The 23,890-nt window shown below is 71.8% G+C and carries 19 protein-coding genes and 2 pseudogenes; 10 read left to right on the top strand and 11 right to left on the bottom strand.

The genetic code is table 11. The annotated features are described in order from the left end of the window. Window positions 1-64: 64 nt before the first annotated feature. Window positions 65-595 (bottom strand): N-acetyltransferase family protein, encoded by a 531-nt coding sequence (locus ABZT03_RS17965; RefSeq protein WP_356040224.1) that lies wholly within the window; start codon window positions 593-595, stop codon window positions 65-67. A gap of 170 nt (window positions 596-765) precedes the next feature. On the opposite strand from ABZT03_RS17965, the gene ABZT03_RS17960 reads away from it, so the two are divergent. From ABZT03_RS17960 to ABZT03_RS17950, 3 genes and pseudogenes are all read left to right on the top strand, one after another. Next, the gene (locus ABZT03_RS17960) at window positions 766-1,764 is read left to right on the top strand and encodes a sigma-70 family RNA polymerase sigma factor (RefSeq protein WP_356040221.1); all 999 of its coding nucleotides are present in this window, start codon (window positions 766-768) and stop codon (window positions 1,762-1,764) included. A 581-nt stretch (window positions 1,765-2,345) separates the two neighbouring features. After that, window positions 2,346-2,738 (top strand): annotated as a pseudogene (locus ABZT03_RS17955) (TetR family transcriptional regulator); the annotation flags it as partial. Window positions 2,739-3,095: 357 nt separating this feature from the next. Then, a pseudogene (locus ABZT03_RS17950) lies at window positions 3,096-3,269 on the top strand (TetR family transcriptional regulator); the annotation flags it as partial. A gap of 45 nt (window positions 3,270-3,314) precedes the next feature. Here the strand turns inward: ABZT03_RS17950 and ABZT03_RS17945 are convergent. Further along, window positions 3,315-4,280, bottom strand: a complete 966-nt coding sequence (locus ABZT03_RS17945) for a YafY family protein (protein WP_356040218.1) — start codon at window positions 4,278-4,280, stop codon at window positions 3,315-3,317. Window positions 4,281-4,342: 62 nt separating this feature from the next. On the opposite strand from ABZT03_RS17945, the gene ABZT03_RS17940 reads away from it, so the two are divergent. The 5 genes from ABZT03_RS17940 (at window position 4,343) to ABZT03_RS17920 (ending at window position 10,792) form a co-directional block, all read left to right on the top strand. Next, on the top strand, window positions 4,343-5,866 hold the full coding sequence (locus ABZT03_RS17940) for an MFS transporter (protein WP_356040215.1): 1,524 nt from the start codon (window positions 4,343-4,345) through the stop codon (window positions 5,864-5,866). 282 nt (window positions 5,867-6,148) lie between these two features. After that, window positions 6,149-6,910, top strand: coding sequence for a DeoR/GlpR family DNA-binding transcription regulator (locus tag ABZT03_RS17935; RefSeq protein WP_356040213.1), 762 nt, complete (start codon window positions 6,149-6,151; stop codon window positions 6,908-6,910). Then, window positions 6,907-7,860 (top strand): 1-phosphofructokinase, encoded by a 954-nt coding sequence (pfkB, locus tag ABZT03_RS17930; RefSeq protein WP_356040211.1) that lies wholly within the window; start codon window positions 6,907-6,909, stop codon window positions 7,858-7,860. The genes ABZT03_RS17935 and pfkB overlap by 4 nt, the downstream gene beginning before the upstream one ends. A gap of 217 nt (window positions 7,861-8,077) precedes the next feature. After that, window positions 8,078-10,201: a fructose-specific PTS transporter subunit EIIC gene (locus ABZT03_RS17925; RefSeq protein ID WP_356040209.1), complete on the top strand. Its 2,124-nt coding sequence runs from the start codon at window positions 8,078-8,080 to the stop codon at window positions 10,199-10,201. 333 nt (window positions 10,202-10,534) lie between these two features. Continuing rightward, window positions 10,535-10,792: a hypothetical protein gene (locus tag ABZT03_RS17920; RefSeq protein ID WP_356040207.1), complete on the top strand. Its 258-nt coding sequence runs from the start codon at window positions 10,535-10,537 to the stop codon at window positions 10,790-10,792. A 37-nt stretch (window positions 10,793-10,829) separates the two neighbouring features. Here the strand turns inward: ABZT03_RS17920 and ABZT03_RS17915 are convergent, their stop codons facing one another. The 3 genes from ABZT03_RS17915 to ABZT03_RS17905 form a co-directional block, all read right to left on the bottom strand. Then, on the bottom strand, window positions 10,830-11,576 hold the full coding sequence (locus ABZT03_RS17915) for a DUF6227 family protein (RefSeq protein ID WP_356040205.1): 747 nt from the start codon (window positions 11,574-11,576) through the stop codon (window positions 10,830-10,832). A 306-nt stretch (window positions 11,577-11,882) separates the two neighbouring features. Next, on the bottom strand, window positions 11,883-12,923 hold the full coding sequence (locus tag ABZT03_RS17910; protein ID WP_356040203.1) for a P1 family peptidase: 1,041 nt from the start codon (window positions 12,921-12,923) through the stop codon (window positions 11,883-11,885). Window positions 12,924-13,324: 401 nt separating this feature from the next. Next, window positions 13,325-14,620 carry a low temperature requirement protein A gene (locus tag ABZT03_RS17905; RefSeq protein WP_356040201.1) on the bottom strand — a complete coding sequence of 432 codons (1,296 nt, stop codon included), beginning with the start codon at window positions 14,618-14,620 and terminating at the stop codon, window positions 13,325-13,327. A gap of 62 nt (window positions 14,621-14,682) precedes the next feature. On the opposite strand from ABZT03_RS17905, the gene ABZT03_RS17900 reads away from it, so the two are divergent. Next, complete coding sequence (locus tag ABZT03_RS17900; RefSeq protein WP_356040198.1) at window positions 14,683-14,865, top strand: hypothetical protein; 183 nt, start codon at window positions 14,683-14,685, stop codon at window positions 14,863-14,865. A 52-nt stretch (window positions 14,866-14,917) separates the two neighbouring features. On the opposite strand, the gene mscL is transcribed toward ABZT03_RS17900, so the two are convergent. The 6 genes from mscL to ABZT03_RS17870 all read right to left on the bottom strand — a co-directional run bounded on the left by mscL (window position 14,918) and on the right by ABZT03_RS17870 (window position 20,817). Beyond that, window positions 14,918-15,382, bottom strand: a complete 465-nt coding sequence (mscL, locus tag ABZT03_RS17895) for a large conductance mechanosensitive channel protein MscL (protein WP_356040195.1) — start codon at window positions 15,380-15,382, stop codon at window positions 14,918-14,920. Window positions 15,383-15,520: 138 nt separating this feature from the next. Further along, window positions 15,521-16,066, bottom strand: a complete 546-nt coding sequence (locus ABZT03_RS17890; protein WP_356040192.1) for a hypothetical protein — start codon at window positions 16,064-16,066, stop codon at window positions 15,521-15,523. 269 nt (window positions 16,067-16,335) lie between these two features. Next, on the bottom strand, window positions 16,336-17,169 hold the full coding sequence (locus tag ABZT03_RS17885) for an S-methyl-5'-thioadenosine phosphorylase (protein WP_356040189.1): 834 nt from the start codon (window positions 17,167-17,169) through the stop codon (window positions 16,336-16,338). Window positions 17,170-17,295: 126 nt separating this feature from the next. Next, on the bottom strand, window positions 17,296-17,622 hold the full coding sequence (locus ABZT03_RS17880; RefSeq protein WP_356040186.1) for an FmdB family zinc ribbon protein: 327 nt from the start codon (window positions 17,620-17,622) through the stop codon (window positions 17,296-17,298). 67 nt (window positions 17,623-17,689) lie between these two features. Next, window positions 17,690-18,952, bottom strand: coding sequence for an MFS transporter (locus ABZT03_RS17875; protein ID WP_356040183.1), 1,263 nt, complete (start codon window positions 18,950-18,952; stop codon window positions 17,690-17,692). Between the two features lie 296 nt (window positions 18,953-19,248). After that, window positions 19,249-20,817 carry a potassium/proton antiporter gene (locus ABZT03_RS17870; RefSeq protein ID WP_356040180.1) on the bottom strand — a complete coding sequence of 523 codons (1,569 nt, stop codon included), beginning with the start codon at window positions 20,815-20,817 and terminating at the stop codon, window positions 19,249-19,251. A gap of 217 nt (window positions 20,818-21,034) precedes the next feature. Here ABZT03_RS17870 and ABZT03_RS17865 point away from each other — a divergent pair, with 217 nt between their 5' ends. Continuing rightward, window positions 21,035-23,794 carry a penicillin acylase family protein gene (locus tag ABZT03_RS17865; RefSeq protein WP_356040177.1) on the top strand — a complete coding sequence of 920 codons (2,760 nt, stop codon included), beginning with the start codon at window positions 21,035-21,037 and terminating at the stop codon, window positions 23,792-23,794. Window positions 23,795-23,890 lie beyond the last annotated feature (96 nt).

Raw genomic sequence — 23,890 nt, 5'->3', positions numbered from 1 at the left:
GCCGAGTTGGCTCCCGGGGGGTGGCCCGCTCAGAACCTCACTCGGGAGCCCGCGCGCGAGCCGCTCAGAGTTCCTTCTCGTACCAGGCCACGTCCCAGTAGCGGCCGAACTTGCGGCCCACCTCCGCGTACGTGCCGATGTGCTGGAAACCGAAGCGTTCGTGCAGCCGCGCGGACGCTTCGTTCGGCTGGGTGATCCCGGCGTAGGCCCGGTGCAGGTCCTCGCCGGCGAGCGCCGCGAAGAGCGCCTCGTACAGCAGCGTGCCGACCCCACGGCCGCCCGCGTCCGGGGCGAGATAGACCGTGGTCTCCACCGAGGTGCCGTAGGCCGGCTTGGGGCGGTGGGGACTGGAGGTGGCGTAGCCCAGAATCTCCTGTGAGATCCCGCGCGGACCCGCCGCCGTGGCAACCATCAGGCGATACGGCCCGTCTTCAGGGTGGGACAGCAGCCAGGGACGCCGTTCCTCCGGAGTGAAGACCTCCGTGTCGAATGTGATGGGCGTCTCACGGATGTAGTGGTTGTAGAGGGCGGTGAGAGCGTCGAGGTCGGCCTCGACTCCCGGCCTGACCTGGACCGCTGTACGTTCCGACGGCATCGTGCCTCCCCGTGTGGCGGCACAGGGTACTGCATGATCAGAAAAACAGAGGTGCCGGCTGGGAATTCTGTCCGGATTCCAGTCGTTGTTTCCATCAGATGCGGGGCACACGAGGAGAGTGCCGAGCGTCTGAGAGACCACCGCTGAACCACCATCGCAAGGGAGCACGCATGGCAACCCGTGCCGTCGCCCGTCGTCAGTCCGCCACCGGCGAGACCAGCGACGCGCCACGCGGTGTTCGCGCCCATGGCGGCGAGATCGCCGACCGCGACCTGGTCGGCATGTACCTCGACGAGATCGCGCGCACACCGCTGCTCGACGCCGCCAAGGAGGTCGAGCTGTCACAGATCATCGAGGCGGGTGTGTTCGCGCGGCAGGTTCTCGACGGGTTCGAGGAGTCCAAGGCGGACGCGACCCGTGAGGAGCTCGAGGCGCTGATCGCCGACAGCGAGCGCGCCAAGGACGTCTTCATCCGTTCCAACCTCCGCCTGGTCGTGGCCGTGGCCCGCCGCTACCCCCGCAGCGGCCTGCCCCTGCTCGACCTGGTCCAGGAGGGCAACGCCGGCCTGGTGCGCGCGGTCGAGAAGTTCGACTACCGCAAGGGCTTCAAGTTCTCCACGTACGCCACCTGGTGGATCCGCCAGGCCATCACCCGGTCCATCGCCGACCAGTCGCGCACCATCCGCCTGCCCGTCCACCTGGTGGAGGAGCTGGGCCGGATCCGCCGCGTGCAGCGCGAGTTCAACCGGGAGAACGGCCGGGACCCGGAGCCCGCCGAGATCGCCGCCGAGCTCGGCTCGACGCCGGCGCGTGTGACGGACGTCCTGGACTGGGCCCGCGACCCGGTCTCGCTGAACATGGCGGTCGACGACGACGGGGACACCCAGTTCGGCGACCTCCTGGAGGACACCTCGGCGGTGTCGCCGGAGCAGTCGGTGCTCACCCTGCTGCGCAGCGAGGAACTGGACGACCTCATCGGCCGCCTCGACCAGCGCACGGCCTCGATCATCAAGATGCGCTACGGCATAGAGGACGGCCGCGAGCGCACGCTGACCGAGGTGGGCAAGGAGCACGGCCTGACCCGCGAGCGCATCCGCCAGATCGAGAAGCACGCCCTGCTGGAGCTGAAGAAGCTGGCGCGCGACACCGGGTTCGACGCGGCCGCGTGACGGCCGGGAAGGTCCACCGCGAAAGTCGCGAAAATTGGTGGGTGTGGCTTCGCGATTGCCGGGTAGGCGCGTCAGCGGAAGGGGCGTGCGCGACCCGACTGGCGCCGGATGGCGTACGACGGCCCTGGGCCGCGTACGCCGGGTGGCGCAAGGCGGCGGAAACATGGCGTATAACGCCGCTTCAACCGACAAAGGCCCGGGAACAAGACTTCAGAGCCCGGCAGTTCACAGCGTCTCCACGGATGTACGGAGTCCAGGGCCCACCCCCTGACTCCCCGAAGCCAAGTCCCGTCGCACACCCCCCGGCGCCGGGACTCTCCACCAGCCGGGTTCCGGCACCCTCCCCCCGGGTGCCGGAACCCGGCTGACTTCGTTCCGGGCCGACCCCGTTCGGTCGACGCGGTACCGGGCGCAGGGACGGCGGGGCACCCCGTACCTGAACTCCGGGGTGGCCCGCCGAATGGCAGATTGTGCCACATGGGCATAGCCTGCCGAATGTGCGTCTCCCCACCTCTGCCTCCTCCACCCCACCCGCCACCGCGGCCACCTCGCTCACGGAACGCCGTAAGGCCGCGACCCGGATGGACATCGCCCGCGCGGCGGCCGGCCTCTTCGTCCGGCACGGTCTGCGCGCCACCCGCGCCGAGGACATCGCGCAGGCGGCGGGGATCGCCCCGCGCACCTTCTACCGCTACTTCGCCACCAAGGAGGAGGCCGTCGCACCGCTCTACGCGGCGGGGGCCGAGCGCTGGGCGGTGGCGGTACGCGAGGCGCCGGCCGAACTGTCCCTCCCGCAGGCCCTGGAGCACGGCGTACGGCACACGCTGACACCCGGCGTCGGTGTCTCGGCCAGTTCGTGGGAATGGGTCCGCACCCTGATCCGCCTGGCCGACGCGAGCCCCGCCCTGGGCAAGGTGTGGGCGGAGGTGTGCCACACGTCCGAACGGACGCTGGCGGAGGTGGTGCGGGAACGGGTGACGGGCCGGGGGGCGGGACCCGGGGCCGGTGATACGGCGGCTCGTGCGGCCGGTCGTGTGACAGGCCGTGACGACAACGTTGCCGAGGGGGAGGGGCGGGGCGGTGACGGTGCCGCTGACTTCGGCGCATCCCCGGCTGGTGCTGGTGCTGGTGCTGGTGCTGGTGCTGCTGCTGGTTCCCGTGCCGGGTCTGGGTCCGGTTCCCGTGCCGGGTCTGGGTCCGGTTCCCGTGCCGGGTCTGGGTCCGGTTCCCGTGCCGGGTCTGGGCCCGGTTCCGGGGGCGAGACGCGTGGTGTCGCGGCGTCCGATGCCGAGGCGTCCGGAGTCGAGGTGCCCGGGGCCGTCCCCGCCGGGCTGCGCTTCGCCGCTGCCGCCGCGAGTGCCGCCGTACGGACGGCCGTCGAGGGCTGGGCGGCGGGGGACGCCGCCGCCGGCGGACCGGAGGGACCGGCCGCGGTGGCGCTGCGGAACCTCGACGCGCTGCGGGACTTCCCCTGGGAGACGGTGGTGGACCGGCGGGAGGCATGACGGCGGCGCCAGGTGGCCGCCCCGGGGGCGGAGCGGGCCGACCGGTCAGGCGCTCCCCGCCCGGACCAGTCGGTCACCCAACTCCCGTACGCACCTGGCGAGTTCCTCCGGCCCCTCGACCGTGAAGTCGACCCCCAGCATCGCCAGCCGTACCGCCAGCCAGTCGACCGTGTCCCCGGTCGTGGTGTGCAGGCGGCACCGGTTCGCGTCGAGCGGCTCGGGGGTGCCGAGCCAGGACGGCAGCCGTGGGGCGACCGCGTCGGCCGGGGCGGCGAAGGTGACCGTGAACTCGTACGTCTCCTGGCGTCCGTACATCGACTGCCGCAGATAGTCCGCCGCGTTGCCCGTCGGCAGCTCGCGGGGGGTGAACCGGGCGCCGGTCGCCAGCGGTTCGCTCACCCGGTCGACCCGGAAGGTGCGCCAGTCGTCGCGGTCGAGGTCGTAGGCGACGAGGTACCAGCGCCGCCCCGTCGACACCAGCCGGTAGGGCTCCGTCACGCGGCGGGAGGCGGTGCCGTCCTTGGCGCGGTAGGCGAACCGCAGGCGCTCGTGCCCGGCCACCGTCGAGGCCATCACGGTCAGTGTCTCGGGCGCGATGCTCGCGCCGTCTCCACTGGTCAGCGGTGTCGTGGCGGCCTGGAGGGTGGAGACGCGGTGGCGGAGACGGGACGGCAGGACCTGCTCCAGCTTGGCCAGGGCGCGGACGGACGCCTCGTCCACGCCCGCCACGGCGTGTCCCGCCCCTGCCCGCAGGCCGACCGCGATCGCGACCGCCTCCTCGTCGTCGAGCACGAGCGGTGGCATCGCCTTGCCCGCGACCAGCCGGTAGCCGCCGTCGGCACCCTTGCTGGCCTGCACGGGATAGCCCAGTTCACGCAGCCGGTCGATGTCGCGCCGGACGGTACGACGGGACACCCCGAGCCGGTCGGCGAGCTCGCCACCGGGCCACTCGCGGGGCGTCTGGAGGAGGGAGAGGAGCTGAAGGAGCCGGGCCGGAGTGTCCGTCGTCATGGAACCGAGGATGCCGTAGATCTAGGACACGATCTGACCTAATCGGCCCCTAGCTTGAAGGCATGAACTCCCCCGAACCCCTCGTGGACAGCTCGGCCGGCCCGGCCTCGACAGCGGACCGGCGCCGCTGGTTCGCCCTGGCGATCGTGATGACCGCGGCCTTCATGGACCTCGTCGACGTCACGATCGTCAACATCGCGATCCCGTCGATCCAGCAGGACGCGGGCGCCTCCTTCAGCCAGATCCAGTGGATCACCGCCGGTTACGCGCTCGCCTTCGCCGCCGGCCTCATCACCGGCGGCCGGCTCGGCGACATCCACGGCCGCAAGCGGCTGTTCCTCGTCGGCATCGGCGGCTTCACGCTGGCCTCCGCGCTGTGCGGCTTCGCCGCCAACCCGGAGATGCTGGTCGCCTCGCGCATCCTGCAGGGCGGCATGGCGGCCATGATGGTGCCGCAGGTCCTGTCGATCGTCCACGCCACCTTCCCGGCGCACGAGCGGGGCAAGGTGTTCGGGCTGTTCGGCGCGGTCGTGGGTCTCGGGGCGGTGTCCGGGCCGCTGCTCGGCGCGCTGCTCACGGAGTGGAACCTGTTCGGCCTCGAATGGCGGCCCATCTTCCTGATCAACCTGCCGGTCGGCGTCGCGGGCCTGATCCTCGGCCGCCGCTTCATCACCGAGTCCAAGGCGCCGAAGGCCCTCAAGCTCGACCTCGTCGGGGTCGCCCTCGTCGTCCTGGGCCTGCTGATGCTGCTCTACCCGCTGACCCGCGGCCGCGAGCTGGGCTGGCCGCTGTGGGGGTACGCCTCGATGGCGGGCTCGCTCGTGGTCTTCGCGGCGCTGGTGGCGTACGAGCGGCGCAAGACCGCCCGCGACGGCTCCCCGCTCGTCGAACTGTCCCTGTTCCGGGTCAAGAGCTTCGCGGCCGGCATCGCGGTGCAGACCGTCTTCGGGGTCGCGCTCGGCATCTTCTTCCTGGTGTGGACGCTGTACATGCAGGTGGGGCTGGGCTGGAGCCCGCTGCGCGCGGGCCTGACCGGGGTCCCCTTCTCGATCGCCGTCTCGGCGGCGGCCGGCCTGTCGGTCCAGCAGCTGGTCCCGCGCTTCGGGCGCCGGGTGCTCCAGGCGGGCGCGCTCCTGATGGCCGCGGGCGTGCTGCTGTACATCGGGGAGTCCGAGCGGTACGGCATGCGGATCGCCTCCTGGCAGATGGCGCTGCCCCTGGTCGTCATGGGCCTCGGCATGGGTCTGATCGTCGCCCCGCTGACCGACGCGGTGCTCTCGGACGTGCCGCGCGAACACGCGGGTTCGGCGTCGGGACTCATCAACACCGTGCAGCAGATGGGCAACGCGCTGGGTCTCGGCCTGGTGTCCGTCGTCTTCTTCGGCCCGGTCGGCGACGACCTGCGCCCCACCGAGATCGGCCCGGCCTTCGTGAACGGCTTCCAGCACGCCCTGGTCTGGGTGACCGCGGTGATGGCCGTGATCTTCCTCCTGATGTTCGCCCTCCCACCCCGCGCGGCCCAGCACACGGAGGGCTCGGACGGAGAGGTGGGATCGGGCGAACGGGAGGCGGTGCTGGCGGGATGAGCGGCGCCGGGTAGCCCCTGCGGTCCCTTCGCGGGGGCTACCCGGCCACAGGTCGAGCCGCGGGTCGAGTGCCCGCCCTCCGTGACGACGGAGGGCGGGCACTGTCGTGCCCGGCCGGAGAGGGGGTGCTGCTGGCGCTGGTGGGGCCGGTGGGGGTGGGAGGGCCTTCGACCCATGCCCGTTTGTGTCCGAATTACTTCCGAGCCTGTTTACTTTGCGGAAATGCGAGCGTAGCCTCCCACTGAAACCACAGGTTCGGGCATCGGTCGGAGGCGAACGGGCATGTACGCACCGGAGCGGCAGCAGGAGATTCTCCGGCTCGCGCGTGACGGCGGGCGGGTGGACGTGGTGTCTCTGGCCGAGGAGTTCCAGGTCACGGCGGAGACGATCCGGCGGGATCTGAAGGCCCTCGACCGGGCCGGGCTCCTGCGCCGGGTGCACGGCGGGGCCATACCGGCCGGGCGTCTCGACTTCGAGCCGGACCTCACCGAGCGCGAGTCGACCGCGGCCGACGAGAAGGACCGGATCGCGAAGGCGGCCCTCGCGGAGGTGCCGGGCGAGGGCACGATGATCCTCGACGCCGGTACGACCGTCGCCCGCCTGGCCGGTGCGATCCCGCTGGAGGCGGCGCTCACCGTCGTCACGCACTCGCTGCCGATCGCGGCCCGCCTCGCGGACCACCCCGGCATGCAGCTCCATCTCGTCGGGGGGCGCGTCCGGCACCGTACGCGCGCCGCCGTGGACGCCTGGGCGCTGCGTGCCTACGGCGAGATCCGGGCCGACGTCCTGTTCGTCGCCGCCAACGGCTTCTCGGCCGACCGCGGGCTGACCACCCCCGACCTCGCCGAGGCCGCGGTGAAGCGGGCCGCGATGGCCGCGGCGCGCCGCGTGGTGCTGCTCGCCGACTCCGCCAAGCACGGGCAGGAGCACTTCGCCCGCTTCGGCGCCCTGAGCGACGTGGACCTGCTGATCACCGACAGCGGGCTGAGCCCGGAAGACGCCACCGCCATCGAGCGCGGCGGCACGGAAGTGGTGCGCGCATGATCCTCACCGTCACGCCGAACCCGTCCCTGGACCGTACGTACGAGGTCCCCTCGCTGGATCGTGGAGAGGTCATCCGCGCCACCGGCGAACGCATGGACCCGGGTGGCAAGGGCGTGAACGTCTCGCGTGCCGTGGCGGCCGCCGGGCGGCGCACGGTCGCGGTGCTGCCCCTCGGTGGTGCGCCGGGCGCGCTCGTCGCCGATCTGCTCGACGCGCAGGGCATCGAGGTCGCGCCGGTGCCGGTGGCGGGCGCCACCCGCTCCAACATCGCGCTCGCGGAGGCGGACGGCGTACTCACGAAGATCAACGCACCCGGTCCCGAACTGTCGGACGCCGAGCGCGAGTTGCTGCTGGAGACGGTACGGCGGCAGTCGGCCGACGCCGACTGGATCGCCTGCTGCGGAAGCCTGCCGCGGGGGCTCGCGCCTTCCTGGTACGCCGAGTTGGTCGCGCGGGCGCACGCCGCGGGTGCCCGGATCGCGCTGGACACCTCGGGGCCTGCGCTGCTTCAGGCGCTGCGGGAGCGGCCCGAGGTGGTCAAGCCGAACGTCGAGGAACTCGCGGAAGCCGTGGGCCGCCCCCTGGCCACAGTCGGGGACGCCGTGAAGGCGGCCGAGGAGTTGCGCGGGATGGGCGCGCGCGCCGTCCTCGCGAGCCTCGGCGCCGACGGACAGCTGCTGGTGGACGACGCCGGCGCCTGGTTCGGCAGCGCGCGCGTCGACGTCGTACGCAGCAACGTGGGCGCCGGAGACTCCTCGCTCGCCGGGTTCCTCATCGCCGGCGGCGGCGGCGGCGGACCGGAGGCCCTCGCCTCGGCGGTCGCGCACGGTGCGGCGGCCGTACAGCTGCCCGGCAGCGTGATGCCGAGGCCCGGCGACCTGGACCCGGCCGCGGTGACCGTCACCGCCGAGGTGCCCGTGGACCGCGTACTGCAGGAGCCGGCGTCATGACGACGTACGCCCCGCCCCGGAGCCGAACCGCCCGCGCTCCCCGCGGACGGGCAGTTCCGCTCGCCGCTCCGGCCGCCCCGCCGGGCCGGTCGGCACCCCCGGCCGACCGCCGTGCCCCCGTCCCCACCCCCCTCCCTGTCTCCACCCCCCTCCCCGTCCCCGTCACCACCCTCGCCCACCGCGTCTTTTGGGCGATACGCGTGCGAAGGAGCCCGCGATGAGCGACATGATCACCGCGGACCTGGTCGATCTCGACCTGTCCGCCGATACCAAGGAAGCGGCGGCCCGTGCCCTCGCCGAGCGCATGGTCGCCCTGGGCCGGGTGACCGACCTGGAGGGCTTCCTCGCCGACGTGGCCGCCCGCGAGGCGCAGATGCCGACCGGCCTCGACGGCGGTATCGGCATCCCGCACTGCCGCAGTGAACACGTCACCGAGCCGACCCTCGGCTTCGGCCGCAGCGCCACGGGCATCGACTTCGGCGCCCCCGACGGGCCCGCCGACCTGATCTTCCTGATCGCCGCCCCGGCCGGCGCCGACGACGCCCACCTCACCATCCTGTCGTCGCTGGCCCGGCAGCTCATGAACGCCGAGTTCACCTCCGCGCTGCGGTCGGTGGACGGTGCGGCGGCCGCGGCCGCGCTCATCCGCGGGGACGAGCCGGCGGCGGCCTCCGCGCCCGCCGCGCGGGACACGGGGGCAGGCGACGCCGCCTCCGCCGGTCCCGCCGAAGACTCCGTGGCGGTGCCGGCGGCGGCCTCCGCCGGCACCGCCACGGACACCATCCCGGACCTCACCACGAAGGCCGCCCCCTCGGCCGGTCAGGGCTCCGCGACGGACGAGAAGCCGTTCCGGATCGTCGCCGTCACCTCCTGTCCGACCGGCATCGCCCACACCTACATGGCGGCCGAGTCCCTGGAGAACGCGGGCCGCGAGGGCGGTGTCGAACTCGTCGTCGAGCCGCAGGGCTCAGCCGGATTCACCCGGCTCGACCCCGCGGTCATCGCCGCCGCGGACGGCGTGATCTTCGCGCACGACGTGCCGGTACGGGAGAAGGAACGCTTCGCCGGCAAGCCGACCGTCGACGTCGGTGTGAAGGCGGGCATCAACCGGCCCGGCGAGCTCATCGCCGAGGTCCGCGAGAAGGCCGCGCGCGGCGAGGTCACGTCCGGCTCCGCGCCGTCGCCGGTCGAACGCGCCGGCGAGTCCGGTGAGGGCTACGGCACCAAGCTGCGCAAGTGGCTGATGTCCGGCGTCAGTTACATGGTCCCCTTCGTCGCCGCGGGCGGTCTGCTCATCGCCCTCGGATTCGCGATCGGCGGCTACAAGATCAACAAGGCGCCGTCGGTCATGGACCACTTCATGTGGATGCAGGCCGACAGCTGGGGCGCGCTGTTCTTCCAGATCGGCGGCGTGGCCTTCGGCTTCCTCGTCCCCGTGCTGGCCGGCTACATCGCGTACGGCATGGCGGACCGGCCCGGTCTCGTGCCCGGCTTCGTCGGCGGCGCGATCTCCCTCACCATCAACGCCGGTTTCCTGGGCGGCCTCGCGGCCGGTCTGATCGCCGGTGGTGTGGTGATCGCGATCCAGAAGGTCCGGATACCCGCCTCGCTGCGCGGCATCATGCCGGTGGTGGTGATCCCGCTGATCTCCTCGGCGATCGTCGGGTTCCTGATGTTCGTGGTGATCGGCAAGCCCATCGCCTCCGCCCAGAAGGGCATGACCGACTGGCTGAACGGCCTCACCGGCTCCAACGCCGTCCTGCTCGGCGCCCTCCTCGGCCTGATGATGTGCTTCGACCTCGGTGGCCCCGTCAACAAGGTCGCCTACACCTTCGCCACCGCCGGCATCGCGGTCGCGAGCCCCAGCGACTCCGCGATGAAGATCATGGCGGCCGTGATGGCGGCCGGCATGGTCCCGCCGCTGGCCATGGCCCTCGCGACGACCGTGCGCGGCCGTCTGTTCACCGAGACCGAGCGCGAGAACGGTAAGGCCGCCTGGGTGCTGGGCGCCTCCTTCATCTCGGAGGGCGCCATCCCGTTCGCCGCGGCGGACCCGCTGCGGGTCATCCCCTCGGCGATGGTCGGCGGCGCGATCACCGGTTCCCTCTCGATGGCCTTCGGCGCCACCCTTCGCGCCCCGCACGGTGGCATCTTCGTGGTCCCGCTGATCGGCAATCCGTTCCTCTACCTGGTCGCCATCGCGGCGGGCGTGTGCGTCTCGACGGCCCTGGTCGTCGTCCTGAAGGGCATGCGCAAGCCGGCGGCCGCAACCACGGCCGCGGACGCCGGCGATGGGGCGGCGACCACGGCGGCGGAGACGAAGCAGCCTGTCGCCGCCTAGGGTTTTCGTTCGGATCAGGCTGGATCCGGGAGCGAGGTCCGGTGGCGTGACGTGCATGGCGGCGGAGGGAGTCGGGGCCGAGCCCTGGCGGCCGACGGCAACGCGGCGGGGCGCGGCGCGGGACCTCGCGAGTTCGCCCGTCCGAACGGAAGGCGGACAACGCGGAGAGGTGCGGCGCCCGACCCCCGCGACCCGGCCTGATCCGCACGCGAGGCCCTGAGCCGCACCGCCGTCCCCCCGTCCCTTTGGGAACACTGTGGGGTGTTCACGGCACCTGCGAGATACGTCACGGTCCGGGGCCAAAGTCCCGGACCGTGGTGTCTACTGGAGCGCATGCCTGAGCACGTCTCCCTCTACCAGTGGCTTGGTGTGAGCCTCCTGATCCTGGTGACCCTCGCCTGGACCTTCGGGTTGGCCCACATGCTGCGCCGCGGCCGTTTCGAGGCCGCCGTGCGGCGCGCCGGCGGCCAGACCCTGTCGGCCTTCCCGCACCCGCGGCAGGCCGGTCCCCACCGCGAGTACGTCGAACTGACCCGGGCCGAGGAAGACGCCTTCGCGGGCCTCGTACGACAACTCGACGGCGGCCGCTGACACCCTCTCCGCGGGCACGCGAGCGGGCCTCGGGGTGTCAGGACACCTGGGACGCGCGCCGTTCCATCGCGTCTCTCGCCGCGTCCTCGGACACGTACACCTCGCACATGTGCCGTCCGTCGGGCGTCGCCGTGTGCTCGACCTCCCACAGGGAGATCTCCGTGCCGTCCCGCAGCAGGAACGCGTGCTCGTAGAGCGAGAACGACAGCGCCGCGCGCCCCGCACGGCACGGACGCCCGAACGCCTGGGTGATCTGGTGGGCGAACGCCGTGCTCAGCAGTGCCGCCATGGCCGCGTCCGGACGGTCGTGGTTCTCCGCCCGGCGCAGGAGCCGGCGCGCGTGATCCGCCGAGTCGTCCGGTACGTACGCGTGGCGGGGCGTGTGCACCGGCGACAACTGCACCGCCACCGGCAGCTCGAAGTCCGGCGCGTCCGGCGGGAGCGGCAGCCGGGCGGTGGCGGCGCGCAGCTCCTCCTCGTCGACATACACCTCGTGCTGCGGGGCGCTGCCCGGCGCGGTGTTGTGGACGAGCTCCCACAGGGTGCGCGCCGAGCCGTCGGCGAGCAGCCATGTGTGCCGGTACGTCTCACGGTGCAGTCCCGCGCTGTGGTGCGCGGAGTGCAGGGAGCTGTCGTGCGCCAGCGCGCAGTCCAGCCGGCGGATCGCCTCGTCGGGCAGCTCGAACGAGTTGAGGGCGCGACCCAGGAGTCGCGCGAGGTGCTCCTCCGGAGACTCCGGCGACTCGGGTGGTTCGTACGCTGCCGTCTCGTACGGAACGCTCAAGGTTTCTCCCGGCGTTGCTGCATGTCACCTTGTGGGTGCATACCGTAGCCCCTCGGTCGGACATCATGTCCGGGAACCGAGAAAACGTATGCCCGGAAAACGCCCGGGCCGCGCAGGAAGTTCCCACGCGGCCCGAGGATTCGTCAAAAGATGCCGGTCAGAGGGTACTTGCACGGGTCCCGGGGTTGTCCGTCCGCTCAGGACGCGCCCCCCCGCGAGCCACTCGCTCCAGGAGAGGTTCCAGCCGTCGAGCCCGTTGTCCGCAGCCACGTTCTTGTCCGGGGAGTTCCTGACGATCACGACGGGTCAGCCGGGGAGTTCGTGACCCGCCGGGTACAACTCCCCGTACGACGGCCACGATCCGCCCGGGGCGTCCACCGACTCGGCGGCGCGCACGGCGCGCACGACGGCGCGCGTCACCAGGTCCGCGCCCGCGGCGAGGATCTCGTTCAGCGCGAGAGGATGCTCGGCGAGCGGGCGCCCTCCTGTGGCCAGCGCGAAGACCGTGTCCCCGTCGTGGAGCAGATGCACCGGCCGTACGGCGCGCGCGATGCCGTCGTGCGCCGTCCCGGCCAGCTTCTGGGCCTGCGCCTTGGACAGGTCCGCGTCCGTGACGACCACCGCCAGCGTCGTGTTCAGCGGCAGGGGAGCGCCCTGGGCCGACGCCTCCGCCAGACGCCGCCGCGCCGCTTCGTGCACGGCGGGGTCCGGACAGGCCACCCGCCCCTGGAACAACTCCCCGTACAGGACGCCGGTTTCCGGATCCGTCACCGATCCCGCCGCGTTGGCCACGACCAGCGCCGCCACGGTGATCCCCGAGTCGAGGAGGGCGCTCGCCGTGCCGACGCCGCCCTTCATCGGGCCGACCGCGGCTCCCGTGCCGGCGCCCACGCAGCCTTCCTGGACGCGTGCGCCCGGCCCGGTCGCGGCGGCCGTCTCCACGGCGGCCCGGCCGGTGGCCGCGTCCGGCCTGGCCCGGAAGTCGCCGCCGCGCCCCAGGTCGAACACCGCGGCGGCCGGCACCACGGGCACGACCTGCTTCGGATCCGGTCCGACGGGCACCCCGCGCCCCTGCTCCTCCAGCCAGGCCATCACCCCGGACGCCGCGTCGAGTCCATAGGCGCTGCCGCCGGTCAGGACGACCGCGTCGATCCTCTGCACGAGGTTGCGCGGGTCGAGGGCGTCGGTCTCCTTGGTGCCGGGGCCTCCTCCGCGCACGTCCACCGCTGCCACGGCCCCACCCGGCGGAGCCAGGACGACCGTGGTGCCGGTGAGCCAACCGTCACCGGTCCGCGTCGCGTGCCCGACCCGCACCCCGGCGACGTCCGTCAATGCGTCAACTGTCATGGGGCCAGTGTCGTCCAGGGGGTGGCGGCAGGGGGTCGGCGCACGTGCTCGGGCGCCGGGGGTTCGGAGCTTGTCGCTCGGAGCCTGTCGCTCGGGGTCCCCGCCCGCTGCCTGCTGCCTGCGCACTAGGTCCGGCGCCTGCCGCACCAGTCGGCGCCTGCCCTCCGCCGCTCGCCGCCCAGCGCGCCCCCCGCCGCCTGACGCCCGCCGCACGAGGTCCGGCGCCCGCCGCCCTGGTGCAGAGCTCGCCCTCCGCCAGCCCCCATGGTGCGGAGCCCGCCGCCTGACGCCCGCCGCACAAGGTCCGGCGTCCAGCGCCCCATGCCTGCCGCCCGGCGCACTCTCGGTGGTTCGACGCGCACGCGGGGGCGGGTCGGCGCGAGCCGAGGTCACGTGGACGTTCAGACCGCCGGTTCCGTCGTCGGGTTCTCTCCCTGACCGTCCTTCCTCCCGCTGCCCCCCTTCCGTCCGTCCCCGCCGTTCCCTCCGTAGCCCCGGCCGGTCATTCGGGTGCTGAGGATCTCCCCGGTCGCCACCGCCGCGGCCGAGACCAGGCCGGCCGCGAGCACCGCCCAGTCGCCGAGGAAGGTGCAGCAGATCACCAGCAGGGCCGCCGTCGGCAGCACCGCCTGCTGGGCGATGCCCACCTTGAAGTAGCGCGAGTGCAGTGCCCAGACGGTGAGCAGGAACAGCGCCGTCGGCAGGGTCACCGCGGCCGCGGCCGCCAGGGTGGAGATGTGGGCCTTGCCGACGGCCTGCTCGACCGTCACCTCCAGGCCCGCGCCGATCGCCGCCGCCGAGGAGAAGACCAGGTAGTGGCCGTATCCCCACAGGAACGCGTCCTTGCTGGAGCGCAGATGGCCGTGGATCGGCACCACGAAGTAGATCCACCAGGCGGCGAAGATGATGAGCAGCCCACCCGCGGCGATCGGCAGCAGCTCGCCCAGGGCGTCGTTCTCGTCCACGCCCGTCTTCACCGCGACGGTGGCCGCCGCGATCGTCTCGCCGAGGACGATGATCGTGAACAGGCCGTACCGCTCGGAGATGTGGTGGGGGTGCCAGGAGGTCGCGAAGTCCTTCTCCGCGTACAGCGGCACGCACATCTCCAGGATCGCCATCACCAGGAACGTCCATGGCCGGGCGTCCTCCGGCAGGAACAGCAGTCCGGTCCAGCCGGTCTGGCAGAGCAGCACACCACCGGCGTACCGCAGGGCCGTCGTGCGTTCCGTGCCCTCGGCGGACCGTGCCGCGCGCAGCCACTGGGCCGACATCGCGAGCCGCATGATCAGGTAGCCGACCCAGACCACCAGGAAGTCGTGGTCCCCGAACGCCTGGGAGATCCCGGCCGCGAGCACCAGGACTCCGGCGATCTGCACCAGGGTGACGACCCGGTACAGCACGTCGTCGTTGTCGTAGGCCGAGGCGAACCAGGTGAAGTTCATCCACGCCCACCAGATGGCCCAGAAGACCATGGCGTAGTCGAGGATCCCCTCGCCCGCGTGCCCCTCGGCGACGGCGTGCACCAGCTGGACACCCGCCTGCGCGATGGCGACGACGAAGCACAGGTCGAAGAAGAGTTCCAGCGGCGAGGCGACCCGGTGCGCCTCGTGGCGGCCACGGGCGGTGAGTCTGCGCACGGGACGGCGGCTGGCCGGCGTGCCCGGAGGCTGGGGCGGGGGAGTGGGACGGGAGTTCATGAGGCCAAGCACAGCAGATGAACCGGCCGGGGTCCTCGCCGAGGGCCCCGTACCCTGGAGGCATGAGTACCGCCCCCGACCCCGAGCCGCGCGCGCCGAAGGCCGCGCTGGTCTTCGACGACCCGCTGGACCAGCAGTCCTCGGACGACACCGACCGCGGATGGGGCGAGCGTGCCGGCACCTCCGGTGACAGCGCCGCCGACCTGAGGCGCTTCCTCGACGAGAAGCCGCCCCACCACGTCTGAGTGCCGTGCACCCGGCGGGCCCACGCCCGCCGGATGCCGCGCAGGACGGCTGTTACCGCTCGTCGTGGCCCGGACCGCGCCGCTGCTGGGCGAGCAGCGTGTCGCGGATCTCCTTGAGCACCTCCAGCTCCGTCACCTCGATGATCTCGCGGGTGCCCTCCTTGGCCTTCCTGCGGGCCTCCAGGCGGGCCAGGTACTTCGCCATGGGCAGGACCATCAGGAAGTAGACGACGGCCGCGGTGATCAGGAAGGTGAGGGTCGCGCCGAGGACCGAACCCCACAGGAGCCGGATGCCCTTGTCGCCGGTGCACTTCGAGCTCAGGCACGAGTTGTAGCTGTCGAGGTTCTGCGTGCCGATCGCTCCGACCAGCGGGTTGATCAGGCCCTTCACCACCGAGTTGACGATGTTGGTGAACGCGGCGCCGATGACCACCGCCACCGCCAGATCGACGACGTTCCCGCGCATCAGGAAGGCCTTGAAGCCCTGCCAGACGCTCGGTTCCTTCTTCTCTCTCACCCCGGGGCCTCTCGTCGTATACACAGGTTGTGGAACAAGCAGATCCGCAACCTACGTCAGGGCCAGGCGGCCCTGTCCAATCGCGCCCCTCCATCGAGGGACTTGACCGGTTGCCTCGCACGATGGGTGACAGGTGGCTCAGCACAGGGTCACCGCCAGGCGGGCCGTCGCACTCGCTCCGGCCAGGCGCGTCGCGGTGGCACGCGGTACCGACAGGACGACGAGCGCCCCTTCCTCGCTCGCGCCGCCCAGGACCTCCGGCACCTTCGTCACCCGCGCTCCGCGCGCCACGAGCCACGCCTTGCCGCCGGCCACGGGTTCCTCGGCGGCGATGACGTCCACACGGTCACCGGGGCGCAGCAGCCGGACCGTGGCGCCGTCGGCGATCCGCACGGGCGCGGCCACCAGCCGGACGGCGCGGTGTTCCCGTACCGGATCGGCCACCGGATGCCCGCGGGCCCGGTCGGCGTGGCCGGGCCCGGCGGCCACCAGCGCCGCCGCGGTCACCGCAAGCCCGGCCGCCACGGCCCGCCTCCGGTGCCGTACGAGCCGGCGCAGCTGATGCCGCCCGCCGCGCACGCGGACCGGGGCGAAGTGCGGCACCTCGCAGGTGGCGGGGGCGTCGGTGCCGAGCGGGCGGGGCGGCAGCGAGGAGAACGGGGGAGAGGAGGGAGTGAAGGACACGGGAGCACCACCTGTGGACGAGGGATCGGCTTGCCCTGCCACGATGAGCGTTCATGCCGCCGCCCGCCGGAGCCGGTGGACCACCGGCCGGTTGTGGACAACTCCCTCACCCGAACGGGACGCTCCACAAACGGCGACCGGCGACCGGCGACCGGCGACCGGCGACCGGCGATCCGGCGGAAACCCGGCGGTCCGGCCATCCCGTGATCCGGCGACCAGGATCGATCCCGCGACACCGCCGGCCCCTCGGTCCACCCGTCAGGCGACCGTTACGGCAGCTCGAATCCCGGATCCATCCCGCCCAGCGCCGACGTACACAGGCAGTCCCGCTCCTCGTTCGCCGGCAGCGCGGCCACCGCGTCGAAGAGCACGCCCCGCAGTCGGTCGACGTTCGCCGCGAACACCTGCAGCACCTCGTCGTGCGAGACGCCCTCGCCGGTCTCCGCGCCCGCGTCGAGATCGGTGACCAGGGTCAGCGAGGCGTAGCAGAGTTCGAGTTCCCGGGCGAGCGCCGCCTCGGGGTGGCCCGTCATGCCGACCACCGACCAGCCCTGCGCCCGGTGCCACAGCGATTCGGCGCGGGTCGAGAAGCGCGGTCCCTCGATCACGACGAGGGTGCCGCCGTCCACCGGCTCCCAGTCGCGCCCGCGCGCGGCCTTCAGCGCGGCCGCCCGCCCGGCCGGGCAGTAGGGGTCGGCGAGGGACACGTGGACCACGTTGGGCACCGTGCCGTCGGGCAGCGGCAGCCCGTCGAAGTACGACTGGGCGCGGGACTTCGTACGGTCCACGAGCTGGTCCGGCACCAGCAGGGTGCCCGGGCCGTACTCGGGGCGCAGACCGCCCACCGCGCACGGCCCGAGGATCTGGCGCGCCCCGACCGAGCGCAGCGCCCACAGGTTCGCGCGGTAGTTGATGCGGTGCGGCGGCAGATGGTGGCCGCGACCGTGCCGGGGCAGGAAGGCGACCCGGCGGCCGGCGATCTCGCCGAGGAACAGGGAGTCGCTGGGTGGCCCGTAGGGGGTGTCCACCTGGATCTCGGTCACGTCTTCGAGGAACGAGTAGAAGCCGGAGCCCCCGATTACACCGATCTCTGCGTTCGCCATGACCAGCACATTAGCGGGCGCGGCGGCGCGGCCCGACGGGGCCCCGGAAACGCCGGAAGCCCCGCCGTCGTGGGACGGCGGGGTCTTCGCGAACCGTTCGGGGTGCCGGTGCGCCGCGCGGTGGTCCTACGCGGCGGAGCTGCCGGCCGAGCTGCCGGTGCTCGACGACTTCGACTTCGAGTCCGAGGTCGAGGACGGCTTCGACTCCGAGGACGACGACTTCGAGTCGGACGACGCCGACTTCGAGGACGAGGCCGGAGCGGTGCTCGACGAGGAGCCGCGGCTGTCGTTGCGGTAGAAGCCGGAGCCCTTGAAGACAATGCCGACCGCGGAGAACACCTTCTTCAGGCGGCCACCGCAGTTGGGGCACTCGGTCAGGGCGTCATCGGTGAACTTCTGCACCGCCTCGAGGCCCTCGCCACATTCGGTGCACTGGTACTGATAGGTCGGCACTGTCTTCCTCCTGGCACTCTCACTCGATGAGTGCTAACGACGGTCCATAGTGACGTATTCCGAAGGATCAGTCCACTGTCACCGGCACGCGGTGACCGACGCCACGCGCGACGGTCCGGCTGCGGGGCGGTGCGGCCAGGTGGGACCGCAGGGCCAGCAGGGTGGTGAGGGCCAGCAGCGTTCCGCCCATCGGCACCAGGAATCCGGCGCCCCCCCGGAAACGGTCCTCCAGCTGCCCGGCGACGGTGACGGCGGCCGCCTGGCCGAGGGCGACGGCGCCGGTCAGCCAGGTGAACGCCTCGGTGCGGGCGCCCGCCGGTACCAGACTGTCGACCAGCGTGTAGCCGGTGATCAGGGACGGCGCGACGGACATGCCGACGAGCAGACCGAGCCCGGCCAGGACGGGCACGGAGTGCGCGGCCCACAGCCCGGAGGCGGTCAGCGCGAGGGCCGCGTACCCGACGACGAGGCGCCGGTGGGGGGCGGCCTTCCACGCGACGGCGCCGCAGACCACGCCCGAGAGCATGTTGCCGGCGGCGAAGACGCCGTACAGGACGCCGTTCAGGCCGGGCTCGCCGATCGACTCGGTGAACGCGGCGAGCGAGACCTGCATGCCGCCGAAGACGGAACCGATGCCCAGGAAGGTGACGATCAGGACGCGCACGCCGGGCACCCGCAGGGCGGAAGCGTGCCGCACACGCGCGTGCTCCGAGGCGGCGACCTCGGGCTGGGTGCTCTTCTGCGCGGCGAACAGCAGGCCGCCCAGCAGCGTCAGTGACGCCTCCGTCAGCAGGCCGGCGGCCGGGTGGAGGGCCGTGCACAGGGCGGTGGCCAGCAGGGGGCCGAAGACGAAGGTCAGCTCGTCCGTGACGGACTCGAAGGCCGCCGCGGTGCTCCGCAGGGGTGATCCCTGGAGCCGTACACCCCAGCGGGCGCGCACCATGGGGCCGATCTGGGGCACCGAGGCGCCCGTGGGTACGGCGGCGGCGAACACGGCCCACAGCGGGGCGTGGGTCAGTGCGAGAGCGGTCAGGCCCAGGCCCGACAGGGTGTGCACCAGGACGCCCGGGAGCAGGACCGCGCGCTGCCCGTAGCGGTCCGCGAGACGGCCGCTGTAGGGGGCGAACACGGCCATGGAGACGCCGGTGACGGCCGCCGCGGCGCCCGCCGCGCCGTAGGAGCCGGTGGTGTGCTGCACCAGCAGCACGATGGAGATGGTGAGCATCGCGAAGGGCTGACGTGCCGCGAAGCCGGGGAGCAGGAACGTCCAGACGCCGCGGGTGCGCAGCAGCTGTCCGTAGCCGGGGCGGGAGGTGACCGTGGATGCCACGGCCCGTGCCTTTCTGCCGCCTGGTAGCGCGGCCCCCTGGTGGGTGACGGCGCCGAGAGCTGTCCTCTTGCGCGGACTGCGGTAGATGCCGGAGCTCTGCGGAGTGCGTCTCGGCCGCCATACGGTCGCGCCAGCTCTGCGTCAGGCAGAGTTGGTCCGATCAGAATGCGCCTTCAGTGTACAGCGGCCGAGGCCCGATGTGCCTGTGAAAACGAGCACCATGGGCGCGTCCACCTGCGATTGCCGGGGGTGTGAACCGTAGGAAACACATCCTTAACGGCACTGGCCGCCGGTGGTCAGCGTCTCGTCCCGTGGGGGCCCGTGTCGCCGGTGTCGCCGAGCCAGCCGGCGAGCTTGCCGCCGTGGCCCACCGCGCGCAGTCGTCGCTCGGCCGCGTCGCGGACGGGGTCGGTGGTGACCACGAGCAGTTCGTCCCCGCGGCGCAGCACGGTCGCCGGCAACGGGACGAACGATTTTCCGTCGCGTACGACGAGGGTGACCGCGGCCCCGGCCGGCAGCCGCAGCTCGTTGACCTCGACGCCGTGCATCCTGGACCCCTCGGGGATCGCGACGGACAGCAGGTGGCCGCGCAGCCGCTCCAGGGGCGCCGACTCGACGCCCAGGTCGGCGGCCTCCGGGTCCCCGCCCAGACGCAGCGTGCGGGCCAGCCAGGGCAGCGTCGGCCCCTGGATCAGCGTGTAGACGACGACCAGCACGAAGACGATGTTGAAGATGCGGCGGCTGGCGTCGACGCCCTGCACCATCGGGATGGTGGCCAGGATGATGGGCACGGCGCCGCGCAGCCCGGCCCAGGACATGAGGGCCTGTTCCTGCCAGGGGACCCGGAACGGCGTCAGGCACAGCACGACGCTCAGTGGGCGCGCCACCATCGTCAGCACCAGTCCGATGAGCAGCGCGGGCAGCACGTCGTCGCCCAGTTCGTGCGGGGTGACCAGCAGGCCGAGCAGGACGAACATGCCGATCTGCGCGATCCAGCCGAGTCCGTCGGCGAACCCGCGGGTGGCGGGCCAGTGCGGCAGCTTGGCGTTGCCCATGATCATGGAGGCGAGGTAGACGGCCAGGAATCCACTGCCGTGCGCGAGGGCGCCCGCCGCGTAGGCGGTGACCGCGATGGCCATCACGGCGATCGGGTAGAGGCCGGAGGCGGGCAGCGCCACGTGCCGCAGCCCCCAGGAGCCCAGCCAGCCCACCGCGAGGCCGAGGGCGGCGCCGATGGCGAGTTCCAGCGCTATCTCGCCGATGAGGACGTACCAGTGCTCGACCGGGCCGGCCGTGGAGAAGGCGACCACCAGGATGACCACGGGAGCGTCGTTGAAGCCCGACTCGGCCTCCAGCATGCCCGTCACGCGCGCGGGCAGGGGGATCTTCCGCAGCACGGAGAACACCGCCGCGGCGTCCGTCGAGGACACCACCGCCCCGATGATGAGCGCCTGGCGCCATTCGAGGTCGATCAGGTAGTGCGCGGCCGTCGCGGTGACCCCGACGCTCACCGCGACCCCGGCCAGCGCCAGGGCGGTCGCGGCCGGGAGGGCCGGCCGGATCTCCTTCCACTTCGTGCCGAGGCCGCCCTCGGCCAGGATCACGACGAGGGCCGCGTAGCCGATGACCTGGGTCAGTGCGGCGCTGTCGAAGTGGATGTCGCCGACGCCGTCCTGGCCCATGGCGATGCCGATGCCCAGGTAGACGAGCAGGCTTGGGAGCCCGCTGCGCGAGGAGATCCGGACCGCTGCCACGGCGACGAGCAGGACGAGCGAGCAGACGAGCAGAAGCTGGTTGAGGTGCTGGACAGTCAGCGGCCGTTCCCTTCCCTGGCCCCCGCGCACTGCCCGGGAGCTCACGTACATCCGACACGAGACCGACGGGCCACGCGTCCAAGTACTTCGTTACCTTACCTAACTCTTGACGATTTCTTGACACTTCTCGACGTGAGATCGAACGCCCGTCCGCGCCGGTTCCCCACTCCGCGTCAAGTCGCGCCGGGCCCTGCGCCTATGGTTGCTCCAGCGCTCAGTCAAAAGCACAGCCCGCCCTGCCGCTCGCGTTAGGACAGCAAGGACAGCGATGCCCCCCAACACCACCGCCTCATCGGGTCAGCAGCCCGGCAAGTCCGGCAGGAAGAAGGGGCGCAAAGCCCGTTTGTTCGTCCTTGTCCTCGTACTGGCCATCATCGGCGGTCTGGTCTACGGCGCCTACTGGTCCATCAGTACCGTTCGCGCGTCGTTCCCGCAGACCAAGGGTTCGATAACGCTGGAGGGGCTGTCGGGACCCGTGGACGTCAAGCGTGACGGCTACGGCATCCCGCAGGTCTACGCGTCCTCCGACGAGGACCTGTTCATGGCGCAGGGCTACGTCCAGGCGCAGGACCGGTTCTACGAGATGGACGTGCGCCGGCACATGACCTCCGGACGCCTGTCGGAGATGTTCGGCAAGGGCCAGGTCAAGAACGACGAGTTCCTGCGCACCCTGGGCTGGGATCGGGTCGCGAAGAAGGAGTACGACAGCACCCTGTCGGCCTCCACGAAGAAGTACCTCCAGGCGTACGCCAAGGGAGTCAACGCCTACCTGAAGGACAAGGACGGCAAGGACATCTCCCTGGAGTACGCCGCCCTCGGGTTCACCAACGACTACAAGCCGCAGGAGTGGACCCCGGTCGACTCGGTGTCCTGGCTGAAGGCGATGGCCTGGGACCTGCGCGGCAACATGCAGGACGAGATCGACCGGGCGCTGATGACCGGCCGTCTGGGCCACAAGCAGATCGACGACCTGTACCCGCAGTACCCGTACAGCCGTAACGCCGCGATCGTGCAGGAGGGCCAGTACGACGCCCTCACCAGGACGTTCCAGCAGAACGGCACCGCGTCGGGCGGCGGGACGTCCACCGGCACCACCACGGGCACGTCCACCGGCTCCGGCGCCTCGGCCCTGCAGAGCCAGCTGTCGGGCCTCTACAACGTGCTGGACGGCGTCCCCGCGGCCGTGGGCGTGAACGGCAACGGCATCGGCTCCAACTCCTGGGTCGTCGCCGGGAAGTACACCATCACCGGTAAGCCGCTGCTGGCCAACGACCCGCACCTGGCGGCCTCGCTGCCGTCGGTCTGGTACCAGATGGGCCTGCACTGCCGGACGGTCTCCAGCAAGTGCCAGTACGACGTCACCGGCTACACCTTCGCGGGCATGCCCGGTGTGGTCATCGGCCACAACCAGGACATCGGCTGGGGCATGACCAACTCCGGGGTCGACGTCACCGACCTCTACCTGGAGAAGCTCAGCGGCGGCGGCTACCTGTACGACGGCAAGGTGCTGCCGTTCTCCTCGCGCGAGGAGACCATCAACGTGGCCGGCGGGGCGTCCAAGAAGATCGTCGTCCGTACGACCAACAACGGGCCGCTGCTGTCCGACCGCGACGACGAGCTCGTGAAGGTCGGCAAGAAGGCCACCGTCGACACCGCGGCTCCCGACCGCGGCGACGGCTACGGCATCGCCCTGAAGTGGACCGCTCTGGAGGCGGGCACCTCCATGGACGCCGTCTTCGCGATGGACAAGGCGACCGGCTGGAGCGACTTCCGGGCCGCGGCCGAACTGTTCGACGTGCCCTCGCAGAACCTGGTGTACGCGGACACCGACAACCACATCGGCTACACGCTGCCCGGCCGCATCCCCAAGCGCGCGGAGGGCGTCGACGGCTCCATCCCGGCGCCCGGCTGGGACTCCAAGTACGCCTGGACCGGCTACATCGACCAGGACGAGCTGCCCTACGAGTTCGACCCGAAGCGCGGGTACATCGTCACCGCCAACCAGGCCGTCGTCGACAAGGACAGCTACCCGTACACGCTCACCACGGACTGGGGCTACGGCACCCGCAGCCAGCGGATCACCGACCTGATCAAGCAGAAGATCGGCGGCGGCGGCAAGATCTCCACCGACGACATGCGGCAGATGCAGCTCGACAACAGCAGTGAGATCGCCAAGCTGCTCGTGCCCAAGCTGTTGAAGATCGACATCGCCGACAAGGACGTCCGCGAGGCGCAGAAGCTCCTGGAGGGCTGGGACTACACCCAGGACGCCGACTCGGCGGCGGCGGCCTACTTCAACTCGGTCTGGCGCAACATCCTCAAGCTCTCCTTCGGCAACAAGCTGCCCAAGGAGCTGCGGGTCAAGGGCCAGTGCCTGTGGGTCGACCCGGTCAACACCACCGGGCCCGTGGACGACACCAAGAAGGTCCGCGAGTGCGGCCAGCGCGACGCCGACCAGGCGCAGCCGGACGGCGGCGACCGCTGGTTCGAGGTCGTGCGCAAGCTGATGGACGACCAGAACAGCGACTGGTGGACCACGCCCGCGTCGGGTGCCCGCGACGGCGCGGACCACAACCGCGACGACCTGTTCAAGCGCGCGCTGATCGATGCCCGCTGGGAGCTCACCGCCAAGCTCGGCAAGGACATCGACACCTGGAGCTGGGGCCGGCTGCACCGCCTGTTCCTGAAGAACCAGACCATGGGCACCGACGGTCCGTCCTTCCTCAAGTACATCCTCAACCGCGGCCCGTGGAGGCTCGGCGGCGGTGAGGCGGCGGTCGACGCGACCGGCTGGAACGCGGCCGGCGGCTACGGCGTGGTGTGGGTGCCGTCCATGCGGATGGTGGTGAACCTCGCCGACCTCGACAAGTCGAAGTGGATCAACCTGACCGGCGCCTCGGGGCACGCCTTCAGCGCCCACTACACCGACCAGACCGGCGAGTGGGTCAAGGGCGAACTGCTGGACTGGTCCTTCTCGGACAAGGCGGTCGAGGGCGAATCGAGCGACTCGTTGGTCCTGAAACCGTGAACCGGACGTGAGACGGGGCCCGCACGCGCGCGCCTCCGCGGTGACCGAGCCCAGCGGCAGCTTGCCGGTGACGTAGACGTCGCCGAGGGGGTCGAC

It is taken from the genome of Streptomyces sp. NPDC005574 (assembly GCF_040605435.1).
In the GTDB taxonomy this organism is placed as follows: Bacteria; Actinomycetota; Actinomycetes; order Streptomycetales; family Streptomycetaceae; genus Streptomyces.
The sequence above is the reverse complement of the archived record's forward strand: the minus strand, read 5'-3'. Positions and strand labels throughout refer to the sequence as shown.